This is a genomic window from Brevundimonas vesicularis, assembly GCF_027105095.1.
Taxonomy (GTDB): Bacteria; Pseudomonadota; Alphaproteobacteria; order Caulobacterales; family Caulobacteraceae; genus Brevundimonas; species Brevundimonas vesicularis_E.
Map to the genome: position 1 here is coordinate 2,779,773 of NZ_CP114278.1, position 14,426 is coordinate 2,794,198.

Here is a 14,426-nt window from a genome sequence, read left to right on the forward strand (position 1 = left end):
GACGCCCGGCTGGAATCTACCGACGACAATGGCGGTCGGCGCGGCGCGAAGCAACCGCCCTTACCGCCCCAGCACGATCTCGCAGCCCGGCGCCGCCACCGCCGCCAGGGCGCCCGGCTTTTCGATCCGCACCGTGGCCCGCTGCACGCGGTTGTCCTCCAGGCACGCCCGCGCCAGCCGTTCGGCGAAGGTCTCCACCAGCCCCACATGCCCCTCGGCGGCGATGGCGCGCGCGGCGTCGGCTACGGTCTCATAGTTGATGGTGTCGCCCAGCCGCTCGATGGGGCGCGGCGCCAGCTCCAGCGTCACATCGATCACCAGCCGCTGCAGCCGCCCCTGCTCATGGTCATAGACCCCGATCCCGGCCTCGACCTCCAACCCGCGCACGAACACGCTCAGCCGCTCGAAACGCAGCGGCCCGAAAAGCAGGGGATCGTCCGCCGGAGCCGGCGTCGCCAGAGGAGAGGAAACCACGCGCTACTCCTGGATGTCGGGGGTGCGCCAGGCCAGGTGCTGGCCCCCGTCGACGGCGATCATCTGGCCCGTCACCATCCGGGCGTCAATCAGCCACAACACCGCCTCGGCCACCGCCTCGGGGCTGCCGGGGGTTTCCAGCAGGGTGGCGCGCGCCTCGGCGGCGAACTCTTCGGGCGTCTGGTGGATGGACGGCAGGGTCGGCCCCGGCCCCACCCCATTGACCCGGATGCCGGGCGCCAGCGCCTGGGCCAGGGTCTGGGTCGCCCACCACAGGCCGTTGCGCGACAGGCTGTAGGAGAAGAAGCGCGGATCCGGCTTCAGCACCTTCTGGTCCAACAGATTGACGATGGCGCCCTCGACGGCTTGCGCCGCGAACGCCTCGGCCAGAACGATCGGCGCTCTCAGATTGGTGTCGAGATGCAGGTCCCAGCTGTCGCGCGTGAGGTCGCCGATCCGGTCGTCCTCGAACACCGAGGCGTTGTTGACCAGCACGCTGACCGACCCCAGCGCCTCGACCGCCGCGGGGATCAACGCCCGCACCCTGGCCTCGTCCGTCAGGTCCGCCTGCAACAGGCACGCACGTCGCCCCAGACCCGCGATCTCGTCGGCCAGGGTCCGGGCGTCGTCGCCCGACGCATGATGATGGATCGCCACGTCGAACCCGGCCTGGGCCAGCTTCAGACAGATGGCCCGCCCGATCCGCCGTGCCCCGCCCGTGACCAGGGCGACGCCCCGCTCGGAGCGAGCAGCCGCCTCAGTCAACCCGACCGAACTCGAACACGTTGAACGCCGCCAGAACGGCGATGAAGCCGAAGATGATGCCGAGAGCCAGCATGGGATGCTCCTGTTGTCCGTCTTGGCTTAGTGCGGGACGGGGCGGGGTTCAAGCAGGGATGGTTCACTTGCCTGAAGCGCGCCTAACGCTAAGGTCCGATTTGTGGGGGAGTTTAAAATGTCGCGCATACTGCTAGCCATCGCGATGGCCGCTCCGCTGTCGGGTTGCCTGACGACGTTGTATCTAGCGGACCGTCCCAGTTCCGCCATGCTTCATGAGATGAACCGACGATGTGAGCAGGATGCAGCCTTACGCTGGTTTGGCGAGCGCCCTTATGGGATCGACGTTTGGATGCCAGGCAATCTTTCCCGTGACCCTGCGGATGATCCCAGCTTCCAGACGGCGTCGCAATTCATCGGAATAGGCAGCGGAGAAGACTTGTGGCTGCGCAGCGGTGTCGCCGGCGCCTTGTATATCAACATGGGGCCGGGGGACGGCTACTATTTCGGTCCTACGCGGGGCGAACCGTCTGGCGTCTACAAGTTCGAACTTGCGCCAGATGGCGATGCGCGTTGCGAAGCGGAAACAGCATGGTTCGCACGTCAGGCGGCGCGCGGAGCGTCGAGGCCGGCAAGCTACATCGGCCGATGCCTGACATACAGCTACGTGGGCAAGGCCCCGGTGGATGCCGCAGTGTTCGTGCGGTTCGATGACGCGCCAGAAGAAGCGCGTGGGCTATATCGGTCTGGTGAGAGACTAATCGTCGATGGTCGGTTGAGAGCATCGATCACTGACTACTGGGCCATCAATCCGTCGAGTGCAGCCGAGCGCAGAGGTCAATGGGGTCTAAAGGCTTGTCAGCATCTTCCGCAGCAAGGGTTGTTGAGGCTATTTCCCGATAATCCCGATGCAGAACGGCCAAGATAAATCTGGCCATGTCTTTTGGAGGCTGTGCCCTCGAGACATGCGATATGAGCCGCTAAGGACGACAGAATGATCTGGCGCATCCACGTCGAACCCTTCACCCGCCCCCTCTTCTTCGCCTGGTCGCGGCTGACGCGGGGCAAGACGCTGGGCGTGCGGGCGGTGGCGGTGGATGCGCAGGGGCGGGTGCTGATGGTCCGGCACACCTATCTGGCCGGCTGGTGGTTGCCGGGCGGCGGGGTGGATTGGGGCGAGACGACGCACGCCGCCGTGGTGCGCGAACTGCGTGAAGAGGCCGGTCTGGTCGCGCGCGGGGCGCCGCGCCTGATCTCGATCCATTCCAACGCGCGGTTCTTTCCCGGCGATCACGTCGCAGTCTTCCGCATCGACGCCTTCGATGTGGGCGAGCGCACCAGCCACGGCGAGATCGCCGAGATCGGCTGGTTCTCGCCCTACGCCTTGCCGGACGATGTGAACCGGGGCTGTGGCGCGCGCCTGGCCGAAATCTTCGACGGCGCCCCGGTCGATCCGGACTGGTGAGACCCGCTGCCGTCTCCTCCCTGCGCAGCGGGGAGGAGACGTTGTGCGTCCGCATCTGACGCAGGCGCGTGGCAGCGTCCGCCCATGACCCAAGCCGCCCCCGTCTATCGCGTCCGCTCGCAGGAGATCTGGGACCTGGCCCGCGACGATTATCTGGCGGGCGAGCCGGCGCGGATCGTCTGTCGCCGCTACGACCTGGGCCTGTCGGCCTTCCGCATTCGCGCGCGCAAGGGCAAGTGGCGGCGCGGGGACCAGGACGATCCCGACCTGTACGATCCCGCGCTCGAGCTCGAGGCGGTCGAGGATATCGCCTTTTCCGACATGGCCGACACGGCGCGTCGTCGCCTGCAACTGGCCCTGATGGACGGCGAGGCGACCGAGGCCCAGCGCTGGCTCAGGATCTTCGAAACCCTGTCGTCGATGGCGTCCCAGACCGGCGATGTGCACACATTGCACCCTGATTTTCCGCCCCGACCGTCTGATGGGACCGACGCGCGCGCCCCTCGCCCCTCGACGGACGACGCCGGGTCCGAACCGGGCGAAGCGCACCGATTGCACCCTGTTTTATCCTCGGACGACGCAAACCCGTCCGGCGCGCCCCTCAATCGGGCTGAGCGCCGCCGCCTGCGCCGCGCCCGCCGCCGAACGCCGCCCTCTGCAAGTCCTGAAAGCCATGCTAGCCAGGGGCCATGAACCCGTCCCTGCTCGCCATCCTCGTCGTCATCCTGGCCGGCGGCGCCACCGCGCTTCAGGCTCCGACCAACGCCAGGCTGGCGACCGCCGTGGCCTCGCCGGTCAACGCCGCCTTCATCTCGTTTGCGGTCGGGACGACGGTGCTGGGGATATTGGCGGCGATCCTGCACACCCGGCCGGACATGGCCGCGACGCGGGCCCTGCCGTGGTACGCCTGGCTGGGCGGGGCCTACGGCGCCTGTTTCGTGGTCGCCGCCGCCTGGGGCGTGCCGCGCCTGGGTGTGGCCATGACCATCACCCTGATGGTCGGCGGCCAGCTGCTGCTCAGCCTGGCGCTGGATCATTTCGGGGCGCTGGGCGTGCCGCGCCAGCCGCTGAACATCGGCCGCATCGCCGGGGTGGGGCTTGTTCTGGCCGGCGTCCTTCTGGTCCGGCGCTCTTGACCCTATATCGGGCGCGATGACCGAGGAGACGCCTGATTCCCAACTGAAAGCCGCCGCCCTGATCGCCGACGAGGCGCGCCGGGCGCCGGACAAGCCGGGCGTCTATCGCATGTATGGCGAGGACGGGTCGTGCCTGTATGTCGGCAAGGCCAAGTCGCTGAAGAAGCGCATCGTCCAGTATGCGCAGGGGCGTTTTCACACCCAGCGCATCGGCCTGATGGTGTCGCAGACCCGGTCGATGGAGCTGGTGGTCACCGCCACCGAGACCGAAGCCCTGCTGCTGGAATCCAACTTCATCAAGAAGCTGAAGCCCCGCTTCAACGTGGTGCTGCGCGACGACAAGTCCTTCGCCGAACTGATGATCCGCCGCGATCACCGCGCGCCCCAGGTCAGGAAGCATCGCGGCGCCCACACGACGCCCGGCGACTATTTCGGCCCCTTCGCCTCGACCTGGGCGGTCAACCGCACGCTGAACACCCTGCAAAAGGCCTTCCTGCTGCGGTCCTGTTCGGACAGCGTCTATGAGACCCGCACCCGCCCCTGCATGCTGCACCAGATCAAGCGTTGCTCGGCGCCGTGCACCGGCCTGATCAGCCTTGAGGACTACGGCGAACTGGTCACAGAGGCCGAACAGTTCCTGCGCGGCAAGTCGCGTGCCGTCATAAGCCGCCTGTCCAAGGAGATGCAGGCGGCGTCGGACGAGATGGACTTCGAACAGGCCGCACGCGTGCGCGACCGCATCCGCGCCCTGTCGGCCATCGCCATGGAGAACTCCGTCAGCGCCGACAGCGTGGCCGAAGGCGACGTCTTCGCCCTGCATTCCGACGGCGGCCAGGCTTGCGTCCAGGTCTTCTTCTATCGCGCCGGCCAGAACTGGGGTGGCCGCGCCTATTTCCCGCGCGTGGACAAGACCGACACCGATCCTGAGATCCTGGCCGCCTTCCTGGGTCAGTTCTACGAGGACAAGCCGATCCCGCGCCTGATCCTGTCCAACGTCCGCCCGCACGAGCTGGAACTGCTGGAAGAGGCCTTCTCGATGAAGGCGGACCGCAAGGTCGAGATCGTCCGACCGATGCGCGGCGAGAAGCTGGCGCTGGTCGACCACGCCCTGACGAATGCGCGCGAGGCCCTGGGTCGCCGCCTGGCCGAAAGCTCGGCGCAGGGCAAGATCCTGGACGCGGTGTGCGAGGCCTTCGGACTGGAGAGCCGACCTGAAAGGATCGAGATTTACGACAACGCCCACATTCAAGGGACCAATGCGGTGGGCGGCATGGTCGTCGCCGGCCCCGAAGGCTTCCAGAAGTCGCAGTATCGCAAGTTCAACATCCGGGGCGAGGATCTGACCCCCGGCGACGACTACGGCATGATGCGCGAGGTGATGCGCCGTCGCTTCTCGCGCCTGGTCAAGGACGAGGAAGAGGGCGAAGACGTCGTCCGCCCCGATCTGCTGCTGATCGACGGCGGCGCGGGACAGTTGGCCGAGGTGCTGGCGGTCATGGCCGACCTGGGCGGGCTGGATGACATCACCGTCGTCGGCGTGGCCAAGGGGCCCGATCGCGACGCCGGCATGGAGAAGTTCTTCATGCCCGGCAAGGCCCCCTTCATGCTGCCGCTGAAGTCGCCGGCCCTCTACTACCTGCAACGCCTGCGCGACGAGGCCCACCGCTTCGCCAACGGCGCCCACGCCAAGCGCCGCTCGATGGACATCAAGAAGAACCCGCTGGACGAGATCGAAGGCGTCGGCCCCGGCCGCAAGAAGGCCCTGCTGCACGCCTTCGGCTCGGCCAAGGGGGTCAGCCGCGCCTCGCTGGCCGATCTGGTCAAGGTCGACGGCATCAACCAACCCCTCGCCGAACGCATCCACGCCTTCTTCCGTAAAAGCTGAGCCGGAGCTAAGACACCGACCATGAGCGACACCGAAGACGAACTGACCGCCGGCTATCGCCGCTTCCGCGCCGAGCATTGGCCGACGGCCCGCGCCGAATACGAAACCCTGGCGACCAAGGGCCAGAAGCCGCACACCCTGATCGTGGCCTGTTCCGACAGCCGCGCCGATCCAGCCCTGATCTTCGACGCCAAGCCGGGCGAACTGTTCGTGGTGCGCAACGTCGCCAATCTGGTCCCGCCCTACGAGCCGGACGGCAAGCTGCACGGCGTGTCGGCGGCGCTGGAGTTCGGGGTCAAGGTGCTGGGCGTCAAGCGGATCGTGGTCATGGGCCACGCCCATTGCGGCGGGGTCAACGCCATGATCAACGGCGCGCCTGAAATCGTCGCCGACTTCGTCGCCCCTTGGATCGCTCAAGGCGCGCCTGTCGTCCAGCACGTCGCCGAAACCGTCGCCCCCGACCAGCTGGAGCGCGCGGCCGAAGAGGCCATCGTGCGGCTGTCGATCCGGAACCTGCGCACCTTCCCCTGGATCGCCGAGCGCGAAGCCAAGGGCGAGATTCAGCTCAGCGGCCTGCATTTCGGCATCGCCGAGGGCGCGCTTACGGCCCTGACCGACAAGCCCCGGTTCGAACCGTTGGATTGAGCGGCGAACCGTGCCACACCCGGCGCGTTGCAACGGACATGACGATGACCTCCGCCCACCGCGCCAACCCCATTCCCAACATCCTGACCGGACTGCGTCTGGCGGCCGGGGTGGTGATGTTCGCCATGATGGCCGGGGCGGCGCCGGGCGCGCTTGAGGCCTGGCTGTCGCCGGAAACCCAAGGGCGATTCAGCGTCTGGGCCTTCTGGATCTTCGTCATCGCGGCCTCGACCGATTGGGTCGACGGCTACCTCGCCCGCCGCTGGAACGCGACCACGCGCTGGGGCGCCATTCTGGATCCCATCGCCGACAAGGTGCTGGTGACCGGCGCCATCCTGGGCGTCCTGGCTTCTGGATCCCTACCCGGCATCGCCCTGCCCTGCGGCCTGATCCTGTTCCGCGAATTCGCCGTCTCCGCCCTTCGCGAAACGATGGCCGGCCGTATCGAACTTCCGGTCACCCTGGCCGCCAAGTGGAAGACCACGGTGCAGATGGTGGCGCTCGCCGCGCTTCAGCTGACCCTGCTGTGGGGCGCCCTGGGTCTGCAAAACGAAGACGGATCGCCGCTGGCCTGGCAGCCGGCGTTCGAATCCTTCGCCATCTTCCTGATCTGGTTCGCCGCCATCATCACCCTGTGGACCGGCTGGCAGTATTTCAGCGAAGCCCGTCGCCAGATGCGCGACCTTTAGGGTCGCAGCGTCAGCCCGGCCGGCGTGGCGGAAAAGGCGGAAAGCCGGCCCAGATAGCTCATGCCCAGCAGGGAGTATTCCAGCCCCTGCTCGACCACCAGGGCCTCGACCCGGTCCACCCGCGCCCCCGCCACCGAGATCGTCTTCAGCTGAACCGGCGCGGCGCGCACGACGCCCGATGCGGTCTGGACCTTGCCGGTGAAGGCTTCGAGTTCGGGATCGACACCCAGCCGCAGGGCGTCGGCGCGCGTCAGGGCGACCACGCTTGCGCCGGTGTCCACCAGCACCCGCACCGCCTTGCCGTCGATATTGGCCTCTGCCCAGTAGTGGCCGTCCGCACCCTTGACCACCTGGGCGTCGGTACCGGAGGCGCCGACCGCAGCCTCGACCACGGGCGTCGCCGCCTGAGCCATGCCGTCGCCTTCCAGATGGCGGATCGTCAGGGCGGTGCCGAACGACGCCATAAGAGCGAAGCCGAGGACGACGACAGACTGGGTATCGATGCGAACCATGCCTCTGTCTTAGAGGCTCGGCGTTTGGATGGGGTGAAACGACGTGGCTGACGAAAGCTTAAGCCCCGAGCCGCGCTAGCCCAGCTTGGCCGGATCCACCTGACCACGGCGCGACGGCAGCTCAGCCATGACCGCCGCGCGCTCGGCGTCGCTCAGCGACCGCCAGCCGGCGATTTCCTTCAGCGTGCGAAAACAGCCGAGGCAAAGGCCGCTCTCGCCATCGACTGCGCACACCATGACGCAGGGCGTGGCGATGGCCTTGGGCGGTCCGGGCCGGCTCGGGGTAGCTGCGCTCATTGTGACACAGTGGCGAAAATCACTCCGACTCCTGACGAATAAAGTTGCAAATTCACAAAACTGTCTTATATCGGCTGATGACGCGAAACGACTGACGGTGGAATCCCATTGGTACGACGCGTCTCTTTTCATCGTTCTGCGAAAGGAGACGCCAAGATGAACGATAAGGAGCGTAACCTCCAACACGCCATGATGTCCTTCGCCCTTTGGGGCGGGATGCTGGTCAACAGTCGGCATATGCCGTCGAACTCGGGCCGGGTGGTCAGCCATCCGTCCAACTTCGTACCCTATACGATTAAGAAACGCTGACGGCCCGCCCGGCCCTCAGCCTGAAGAAGCCCCGGTCTCGCCGGGGCTTTTGCAGTTCCGGGCTTGCCTGACGCGGCGTTCACGGTCGATGACGGGCGCGAAGACGGAGACGAAGCATGGGCCTGATCACCGAAGAGAAGCGGGGCGCGATCCTGATCTGGACGCTGGATCGCGAGGCGCGGCTGAACGCCCTGCCCGATCTGGGCGACGGCGACGAGGTCGCGGCGGCGTGCGAGCGGGTCAACGCCGATCCGTCGATCCGCTGCGTGGTCCTGACCGGCGCCGGGCGGGCATTCTCGGCCGGCGGCGATCTGACGGCGATGCGGGACGGGCGCGACTTGTTCGAGGGCTCGGGCGCGGCGATCCGCGAACGCTATCGCCGCGTCGTGCACCGGATCGTGCGGTCGCTGTATGGGCTTGAGGTTCCGCTGATCGCCGCCGTCAACGGGCCGGCGATGGGGCTGGGCTGCGATATCGCGGGGCTCGGGGACATCCGCATCGCGTCTGAGCGCGCCAGCTTCGGCGTGCCCTTCCTGAAGCTGGGCATCATTCCCGGCGACGGCGGGTCCTGGCTGCTGCCGCGCAACATCGGCTATGCTCGCGCCGCCGAACTGCTGTTCACCGCCCGATCCATCGACGCCGCCACGGCGGCCGAATGGGGGCTGGTCAATCGCGTGGTCGCGCACGACGACCTGATGACCGAGGCCTTGGCTACCGCCGCCCAGGTCGCGGCCCAACCGCCCCAGGCCCTGCGCATGGCCAAGACCCTGCTGCGCCAAGGCCGCGACACGACCTTCGACCAGATGCTGGAGATGTCGGCGGCCATGCAGGCGCTCGCCCACCTGACCGAGGACCATCAGGAAGGCGTCGCCGCCGTGCTGGAAAAGCGGCCCGGCGATTTCAAAGGAAACTGAAACGGGGCCGCTGATCCGACGTCTTATTTCGTCTTCATGGCCTGGTTCGGCCCGACGCCGGCGGCGACCGCGCGTTTGGCCCCGGCGGTCTCGCCCGGCTTCATGAACTTGACCAACACCCGCTGACCGATCAGCAGGGGCGCATCGCCGGCCGAGGCGACGACTTCCACCACCCGCTCATCGCTGCGCTGCGACGGATCGTCAGAGGCCAGTTTGCGTGCGCCGAACACGGCGGCCCGACGCATGACGGCGCCGATATAGACCTTGCTGGCGTCGCCCTCGGGGCTGATTTCGACGGCCTGACCGTCGGTCAGGTTCGGCAGGTCGCTCTCGACCACCTCGGCACGGACGATGCGCGGCGCGTCGGGCTCGAGGTCGAACATGTTGGAGACGTTCAGGGTCGAGGCGCCGGCGCCGGGGTTGGCGTAGCGGCGTACGATCCGGCCGCTGGTCGGGGCGCGGATGACCGTCAGTTCCTGATTGTAGCGGGCCTGATCCAACTGTGCCCGCGCGGTCTGGACGGCGGCGACCTGCGACCCGAGACGGGCCTGGGCGGTGGCGACGGCGTCCTGGGCCTGGTCCATGCGCTGGGCGGCGACGAAGTTGGTGGCGACCAGTCGTTGCAGACGCTCCTGCTCGCGCTGAGCGGTGCGGATGTCGACGCGGATCTGGGTCAGCTGGCTTTCGGCCTGGCTGACGGCGGCGGCGGCGGCCTGTACCGCCAGACGCGCCTCGTCGTCTTCCTGACGGGCCAGGATCTGACCGGCGACCACGCGATCGCCTTCCTGAACCAGGACGTCACGGACGATACCGCCGCGACGGGCCGCGATCTGGATGATGCCGCCCTCGACGTCGACCTTGCCGTTGGCGATGGCCGCATAGGGGCTGTCGACCTTAGTCGCCGCCGCCTTTTCCTGCTCGGCCTTCTTGGTCTTGGCGGCGGACTGGAACAGCATGAAGCCGACCGCCAGCACGATCACAAGCAGCAGGCCGATCCAGGTGCGTTTTTTCTTCAGAAAGCCGGGCATTGGCGTGTCGTCCTAAGGGAAATCGTCGTGTCGGTTAGTGGGACGCCAGGATGGCGTTCGGATCGGGGATGCGGCGCTGGTCGTCCAGGATCTTGCCGTCCTCGATATGGATGACCCGGTCGGCCCAGGCCTCCAGGCGCGGATCGTGGGTCACGCAGATGACGGCGGCGCCGTGTTCGGTGGCGGCGCGGCGCAGCAGCTTGATGACCACTTGGCCGTTCTCGCCGTCCAGGGCCGAGGTCGGTTCGTCGGCGAACAGGATCTTGGGATCCTTGGCCAAGGCGCGGGCGATGGCGACGCGCTGCTTTTCACCGCCGGACAGGGCCGCCGGCCGCTGATGCAGGCGGTGACCCAGGCCGACCTCTTCAAGGGCGATCGTGGCGCGCTTCTTGGCCTGGCCCGCGGTCAGCCCCTGGAACTTCAGCACCGTCTCGACCTGCTGCAACGCCGTCAGCGACGGGAACAGGTTGAAGCCCTGGAAGATGAAGCCGCAGTTATCCAGGCGGAACTTGTCGATCCGGCCCGAGGACAGCTTCCACAGATCGTCGACGTCCAGCGCATCCACCCGGCCCTCTTCGGGCTTCAGCAAGCCCGACAGGGCTGCGATCAGGGTGGACTTGCCCGAGCCGGAGGGCCCCATGACCATGGTCAGGTCGCCATGCCGCGCATCGAAATCGACGCCCTTCAGCACATCCACCCAGGCCTTGCCGGACTTGAACCGCTTGACCAGGCTTTTGGCCTCGATGGCGAAGTCGCCGTGCTTGCCGTGAACCTTTGTATGAACGTTCATCGCAGCAGGTCCGCCGGTTGGCTGTTCTTGAGGATGCCCAGCGACAGCAGGCCGGACACCATGGCGATGGCGATCAGGCCGATGCCGACGATGATCAGCAGCGACAGCGGCAGGGCGATGATCACCGCCCCCATCATCGCCAGCAGCGACACCAGCCAGGTCAGGACGATGGCCGCGATGACGCCGACGACGCCAACCCAGAAGCTGAGCTCGACCACGATCCGACGCAACGACCCCATGCTGACGCCCAGGGCCCGCAGAGAGGCGAACTCCTTGATGTTGGCCATGATGGCGCCGCGCAGGGTCTGCCAGGTGATGGCCACGCCGATGATGATCCCCAGCACGACGCAGCCGCCGATGATGATGACCAGGATGCCTTCCTCGAACATGGCGCCGGCGTTGGCGTCGGCCAGTTGCTGCTTGGTCCACGCCTTCCACTGACCGGCGCCCATGGCGTTCAGCTGGGCCACCACGATGGGCGCGCGGGCCGGATCACGCAGCTTGACCATCAACGGACCGACGCGCGGACCGGTGTCGGCCTGGCCCAGCATCCGCAGGGTGTCGCGCGACATGACCACGCCCGGCTGCATCATATTGGGATAGCCGCGCGTCACGCCGACGACGGTGACGGTCTGGCCGTTGTACAGAGCCTTGTCGCCCAGCTTCACGCCCAGGGTCGTCAGGGCCGTCTCGTCGACCGCCACGGTGTAGGGTTGGCGCAGCGCGTCGACCAGTTCCTGCGAATAGTCGGTCGGGATAGTCACCGAGCCGGGACGGGTGTCGATGATGCTGGCCTGGACGAACTTCTGACGCGGCGCGCCCTGCGACGCATTGTCCGCCTGGCTCTTGGTCGGGTCGACGTTCTTGATGTTCTGGAAGGTGCCGCCGGCACCGTCCAGCGGCATGACCTCGACCACCTCAGGGTGGTTGTAGGCTAAGGGGATGAAACGGCGTGGCACGCCCGACGGTCCGCCGATCAGGCTCTTGGCGCCGGGCTGCATGATGAAGATGTCGGCGTTCGACCGTTCGATGGTCGCGGTGAATCCCTTGCCGATGCCGATGAAGACGCCGGTCATCGCCAGGACCAGAAGCCCGGACAGGGCCAGGGCCATGACCGCCGCCATATAGCGGCGCCACTCGAACAGCAGTGTTGATAGCGCAAGCGACATCGTCGTCGATAAACCCCCGGTACTTGCGCCTATCTGACCGTGCGCCTCCTCACCGCCAAGTTAAATCGGGGTAAGGCTTGTGAAGAGGTGTCATTGCGGGTTCGAAATCAGGGGATTAAGGGCGATACAGCCTCTTGGCGTCAGCCCTGTGTTGACGCTAGTTACAACATAACAGATGGGACAGGCCGTCCCACGCTCTGGGAAACACGCCTTCATGTCCTTGCCCTCGCTTCGTCTCACCGCCTCTCTGGCCGCGCTCGGCGCCGCCACCGCCGTCCTGTCCGCGCCTGCGACCTCCGCCCGCGCCGACGAGGGCATGTGGACCTTCGACAACTTCCCCATCGCCACGGTGAACGAGAAGTACGGCACCAACATCGACCAGGCCTGGCTGGACAGCGTGCGCAACGCTGCTGTCCGCCTGCAAGGCTGCTCGGCCTCGCTGGTGTCGAACGAAGGCCTGGTGCTGACCAACCACCACTGCGTCGTGTCGTGCGTGCAAGACCTGTCCACGGCCCAGAACGACTACGTCAAGAACGGCTGGATGCCCGCCACCCGCGAGGAAGAGAAGAAGTGCCCCGGCCAGACGGCCGAAATCCTGACGGACATCACTGACGTCACCGATCGGGTCGTCGGCGCCGGCGCCGGTCTTGAGGGCGCCGCCTTCGTCCAGGCCCGCGCCGCCGAGATCGACAAAATCCAGAAAGAGACCTGCGGCGACGATCAGAAACTGACCTGCCAGGTCATCAGCTTCTACCGCGGCGGTCAGTACAAGCTCTACAAGTTCCGCAAGTATGACGACGTGCGCCTGGTCTTTGCGCCCGAGTTCCAGGCGGCCTTCTTCGGCGGCGACCCGGACAACTTCAACTTCCCGCGCTACGCTCTGGATGCCGGCTTCCTGCGCATCTACGAGGACGGCAAGCCGGTCGCCACGCCGAACCACCTGACCTGGAACGCCAATGCGCCCAAGGAAGGCGACGTCACCTTCGTCGCCGGCAACCCCGGCTCGACCCAGCGCCTGCTGACGTTGGCCCAGTTAGAGGCGCTGCGCGACCAGCAACTGCCCATCACCCTGATCCAGTCGTCGGAACTGCGCGGCCGTCTGCTGGAATATTCGACCACCGGCGAAGAGGCCAAGCGCGTCTCGGTCGATCCGATCTTTGGTCTGGAGAACAGCTTCAAGGTCTATTACGGCCAGCAGGGCGCCCTGACCGACCCGGCCTTCATGGCCACCAAGCGCCGCGAGGAGCAGGAGCTGCGCCAGCGCGTCGCCGCCGACCCGGCCCTGGCGCAACGCATCGGCGATCCGTGGGCCGATCTGGAGCGCGCCTCGACCGCCCAGCGCGACCTCTATCTGCCCTATCGCCAGCTGGAATCGGCGGCCGGTCAGCGCTCGTCGCTCTACAGCTACGCCAAGGCCATCGTCCGCGCCTCCAAGGAACGCGCCAAGCCCATCGCTGAACGCCGCGCCGGCTATTCGGATGCCGACATCGCCTCGCTGGGGCGTCGCCTGGCGACCGAGACGCCGATCTCGACCGACCTGGAGAAGATCTATCTCGACTTCTGGCTGTCCAAGACCCGCGAATATCTGACGGTCGACAATGCGAACGTGAAGGCGCTGCTGGGGAAGGAAAGCCCCGAGCAGATCGCGGAGCGTCTGGTCGACGGCACGCGTCTGGCCGATCCCGCCTTCCGCGCCCAGGCCCTGGCCATGACGCCGGAGCAACTGGCCGCTTCGGGCGACCCGCTGATCCAGTTCGTCCTGGCCAATGACGATGCGGCCCAGGCGGTCCGCACCCAGTGGGAATCGGCCGTGTCCGGCCCGACCGGCCGCGCCGGCGAAAAGATCGCCCAGGCCCGGTTCGCGGTTTACGGGACCAACCTGTACCCCGACGCGACCTTCAGCCTGCGCCTGTCCTACGGCCAGGTGAAGGGCTGGACCTATCGCGGCGTGACGGTCGAACCCTTCACCCAGATCGGCGGCCTTTATGAGCGCAACACCGGCGCCGAGCCCTTCAACGCGGCCGAGGACTGGCTGGCGGCCGAGGGCAAGGTCAACAAGTCGACCGTCTATGACTTCGTCTCGACCAACGACATCATCGGCGGCAACTCGGGCTCGCCCGTGATCAACGCCAAGGGCGAAGTCATCGGCGCCGCCTTCGACGGCAACATCCACTCGCTGGGCGGCAGCTTCGGTTACGACCCCGAGCTGAACCGCACGGTGACGGTCTCGACCGCCGCCATCACCGAGGCCCTGCGCAACGTCTACAACCAGCCGCGCCTGCTGCGCGAACTGGGCGTGCGTCGCTAAGCTGAAAACGAAGAAGTCTCCTCCCCGC

Annotated in this window: 17 protein-coding genes; 10 read left to right on the plus strand and 7 right to left on the minus strand. The window is 66.9% G+C overall.

The window, feature by feature from the left end; genetic code table 11:
* Nucleotides 1-60 precede the first annotated feature (60 nt).
* Both folB and O2K97_RS13850 read right to left on the minus strand, forming a co-directional pair.
* On the minus strand, nucleotides 61-474 hold the full coding sequence (folB, locus tag O2K97_RS13845) for a dihydroneopterin aldolase (protein ID WP_269219708.1): 414 nt from the start codon (nucleotides 472-474) through the stop codon (nucleotides 61-63).
* A 3-nt stretch (nucleotides 475-477) separates the two neighbouring features.
* A complete protein-coding gene (locus O2K97_RS13850; RefSeq protein ID WP_269219709.1) occupies nucleotides 478-1,239 on the minus strand; it encodes an SDR family oxidoreductase in 762 nt (253 codons plus the stop codon).
* A 190-nt stretch (nucleotides 1,240-1,429) separates the two neighbouring features.
* Between O2K97_RS13850 and O2K97_RS13855 the strand changes: the two genes are divergently transcribed.
* From O2K97_RS13855 to pgsA, 7 genes are all read left to right on the plus strand, one after another.
* A complete protein-coding gene (locus O2K97_RS13855; protein ID WP_269219710.1) occupies nucleotides 1,430-2,179 on the plus strand; it encodes a hypothetical protein in 750 nt (249 codons plus the stop codon).
* 66 nt (nucleotides 2,180-2,245) lie between these two features.
* Nucleotides 2,246-2,716, plus strand: coding sequence for an NUDIX domain-containing protein (locus O2K97_RS13860; protein ID WP_269219711.1), 471 nt, complete (start codon nucleotides 2,246-2,248; stop codon nucleotides 2,714-2,716).
* 84 nt (nucleotides 2,717-2,800) lie between these two features.
* Entirely contained in the window at nucleotides 2,801-3,409 is a 609-nt protein-coding gene (locus O2K97_RS13865; RefSeq protein WP_269219712.1) for a hypothetical protein, read from the plus strand.
* Nucleotides 3,406-3,852 carry a DMT family transporter gene (locus tag O2K97_RS13870; RefSeq protein WP_242077064.1) on the plus strand — a complete coding sequence of 149 codons (447 nt, stop codon included), beginning with the start codon at nucleotides 3,406-3,408 and terminating at the stop codon, nucleotides 3,850-3,852. Before O2K97_RS13865 ends, O2K97_RS13870 begins: the two co-directional genes overlap by 4 nt.
* Nucleotides 3,853-3,868: 16 nt before the next feature.
* The gene (gene uvrC, locus O2K97_RS13875; protein WP_269219713.1) at nucleotides 3,869-5,737 is read left to right on the plus strand and encodes an excinuclease ABC subunit UvrC; all 1,869 of its coding nucleotides are present in this window, start codon (nucleotides 3,869-3,871) and stop codon (nucleotides 5,735-5,737) included.
* A gap of 21 nt (nucleotides 5,738-5,758) precedes the next feature.
* Nucleotides 5,759-6,382: a carbonic anhydrase gene (locus O2K97_RS13880; protein WP_269219714.1), complete on the plus strand. Its 624-nt coding sequence runs from the start codon at nucleotides 5,759-5,761 to the stop codon at nucleotides 6,380-6,382.
* Nucleotides 6,383-6,426: 44 nt separating this feature from the next.
* Nucleotides 6,427-7,071 (plus strand): CDP-diacylglycerol--glycerol-3-phosphate 3-phosphatidyltransferase, encoded by a 645-nt coding sequence (gene pgsA, locus O2K97_RS13885; RefSeq protein ID WP_370458456.1) that lies wholly within the window; start codon nucleotides 6,427-6,429, stop codon nucleotides 7,069-7,071.
* Here pgsA and O2K97_RS13890 read toward each other — a convergent pair.
* Complete coding sequence (locus O2K97_RS13890; RefSeq protein WP_269219715.1) at nucleotides 7,068-7,583, minus strand: retropepsin-like aspartic protease family protein; 516 nt, start codon at nucleotides 7,581-7,583, stop codon at nucleotides 7,068-7,070. The two genes, pgsA and O2K97_RS13890, sit on opposite strands and share 4 nt — an antisense overlap.
* A 75-nt stretch (nucleotides 7,584-7,658) precedes the next feature.
* Entirely contained in the window at nucleotides 7,659-7,880 is a 222-nt protein-coding gene (locus O2K97_RS13895; protein WP_269219716.1) for a DUF1289 domain-containing protein, read from the minus strand.
* Between the two features lie 156 nt (nucleotides 7,881-8,036).
* Here O2K97_RS13895 and O2K97_RS13900 point away from each other — a divergent pair, with 156 nt between their 5' ends.
* Nucleotides 8,037-8,189, plus strand: coding sequence for a hypothetical protein (locus O2K97_RS13900; protein WP_017505113.1), 153 nt, complete (start codon nucleotides 8,037-8,039; stop codon nucleotides 8,187-8,189).
* Between the two features lie 116 nt (nucleotides 8,190-8,305).
* Nucleotides 8,306-9,103, plus strand: a complete 798-nt coding sequence (locus tag O2K97_RS13905) for a crotonase/enoyl-CoA hydratase family protein (RefSeq protein WP_269219717.1) — start codon at nucleotides 8,306-8,308, stop codon at nucleotides 9,101-9,103.
* A 23-nt stretch (nucleotides 9,104-9,126) separates the two neighbouring features.
* Here the strand turns inward: O2K97_RS13905 and O2K97_RS13910 are convergent, their stop codons facing one another.
* Genes O2K97_RS13910 through O2K97_RS13920 form a run of 3 tightly spaced genes read right to left on the minus strand, consistent with a single transcriptional unit; the run spans nucleotide 9,127 to nucleotide 12,090 of the window.
* Nucleotides 9,127-10,131: an HlyD family secretion protein gene (locus O2K97_RS13910; RefSeq protein WP_269219718.1), complete on the minus strand. Its 1,005-nt coding sequence runs from the start codon at nucleotides 10,129-10,131 to the stop codon at nucleotides 9,127-9,129.
* Nucleotides 10,132-10,165: 34 nt separating this feature from the next.
* A complete protein-coding gene (locus O2K97_RS13915; protein ID WP_017505116.1) occupies nucleotides 10,166-10,921 on the minus strand; it encodes an ABC transporter ATP-binding protein in 756 nt (251 codons plus the stop codon).
* Nucleotides 10,918-12,090, minus strand: coding sequence for an ABC transporter permease (locus tag O2K97_RS13920; RefSeq protein WP_055805778.1), 1,173 nt, complete (start codon nucleotides 12,088-12,090; stop codon nucleotides 10,918-10,920). Before O2K97_RS13920 ends, O2K97_RS13915 begins: the two co-directional genes overlap by 4 nt.
* Nucleotides 12,091-12,304: 214 nt before the next feature.
* On the opposite strand from O2K97_RS13920, the gene O2K97_RS13925 reads away from it, so the two are divergent.
* Nucleotides 12,305-14,398 (plus strand): S46 family peptidase, encoded by a 2,094-nt coding sequence (locus O2K97_RS13925; RefSeq protein WP_269219719.1) that lies wholly within the window; start codon nucleotides 12,305-12,307, stop codon nucleotides 14,396-14,398.
* Nucleotides 14,399-14,426 lie beyond the last annotated feature (28 nt).

Coding starts and splice junctions, on each gene's coding strand:
- O2K97_RS13855 (WP_269219710.1), top strand. CDS start 1,430: ATGTCGCGCATACTGCTAGCCATCGCGATGGCCGCTCCGCTGTCGGGT.
- O2K97_RS13860 (WP_269219711.1), top strand. CDS start 2,246: ATGATCTGGCGCATCCACGTCGAACCCTTCACCCGCCCCCTCTTCTTC.
- O2K97_RS13865 (WP_269219712.1), top strand. CDS start 2,801: ATGACCCAAGCCGCCCCCGTCTATCGCGTCCGCTCGCAGGAGATCTGG.
- O2K97_RS13870 (WP_242077064.1), top strand. CDS start 3,406: ATGAACCCGTCCCTGCTCGCCATCCTCGTCGTCATCCTGGCCGGCGGC.
- uvrC (WP_269219713.1), top strand. CDS start 3,869: ATGACCGAGGAGACGCCTGATTCCCAACTGAAAGCCGCCGCCCTGATC.
- O2K97_RS13880 (WP_269219714.1), top strand. CDS start 5,759: ATGAGCGACACCGAAGACGAACTGACCGCCGGCTATCGCCGCTTCCGC.
- pgsA (WP_370458456.1), top strand. CDS start 6,427: ATGACCTCCGCCCACCGCGCCAACCCCATTCCCAACATCCTGACCGGA.
- O2K97_RS13890 (WP_269219715.1), bottom strand. CDS start 7,583: ATGGTTCGCATCGATACCCAGTCTGTCGTCGTCCTCGGCTTCGCTCTT.
- O2K97_RS13895 (WP_269219716.1), bottom strand. CDS start 7,880: ATGAGCGCAGCTACCCCGAGCCGGCCCGGACCGCCCAAGGCCATCGCC.
- O2K97_RS13900 (WP_017505113.1), top strand. CDS start 8,037: ATGAACGATAAGGAGCGTAACCTCCAACACGCCATGATGTCCTTCGCC.
- O2K97_RS13905 (WP_269219717.1), top strand. CDS start 8,306: ATGGGCCTGATCACCGAAGAGAAGCGGGGCGCGATCCTGATCTGGACG.
- O2K97_RS13910 (WP_269219718.1), bottom strand. CDS start 10,131: ATGCCCGGCTTTCTGAAGAAAAAACGCACCTGGATCGGCCTGCTGCTT.
- O2K97_RS13915 (WP_017505116.1), bottom strand. CDS start 10,921: ATGAACGTTCATACAAAGGTTCACGGCAAGCACGGCGACTTCGCCATC.
- O2K97_RS13920 (WP_055805778.1), bottom strand. CDS start 12,090: ATGTCGCTTGCGCTATCAACACTGCTGTTCGAGTGGCGCCGCTATATG.
- O2K97_RS13925 (WP_269219719.1), top strand. CDS start 12,305: ATGTCCTTGCCCTCGCTTCGTCTCACCGCCTCTCTGGCCGCGCTCGGC.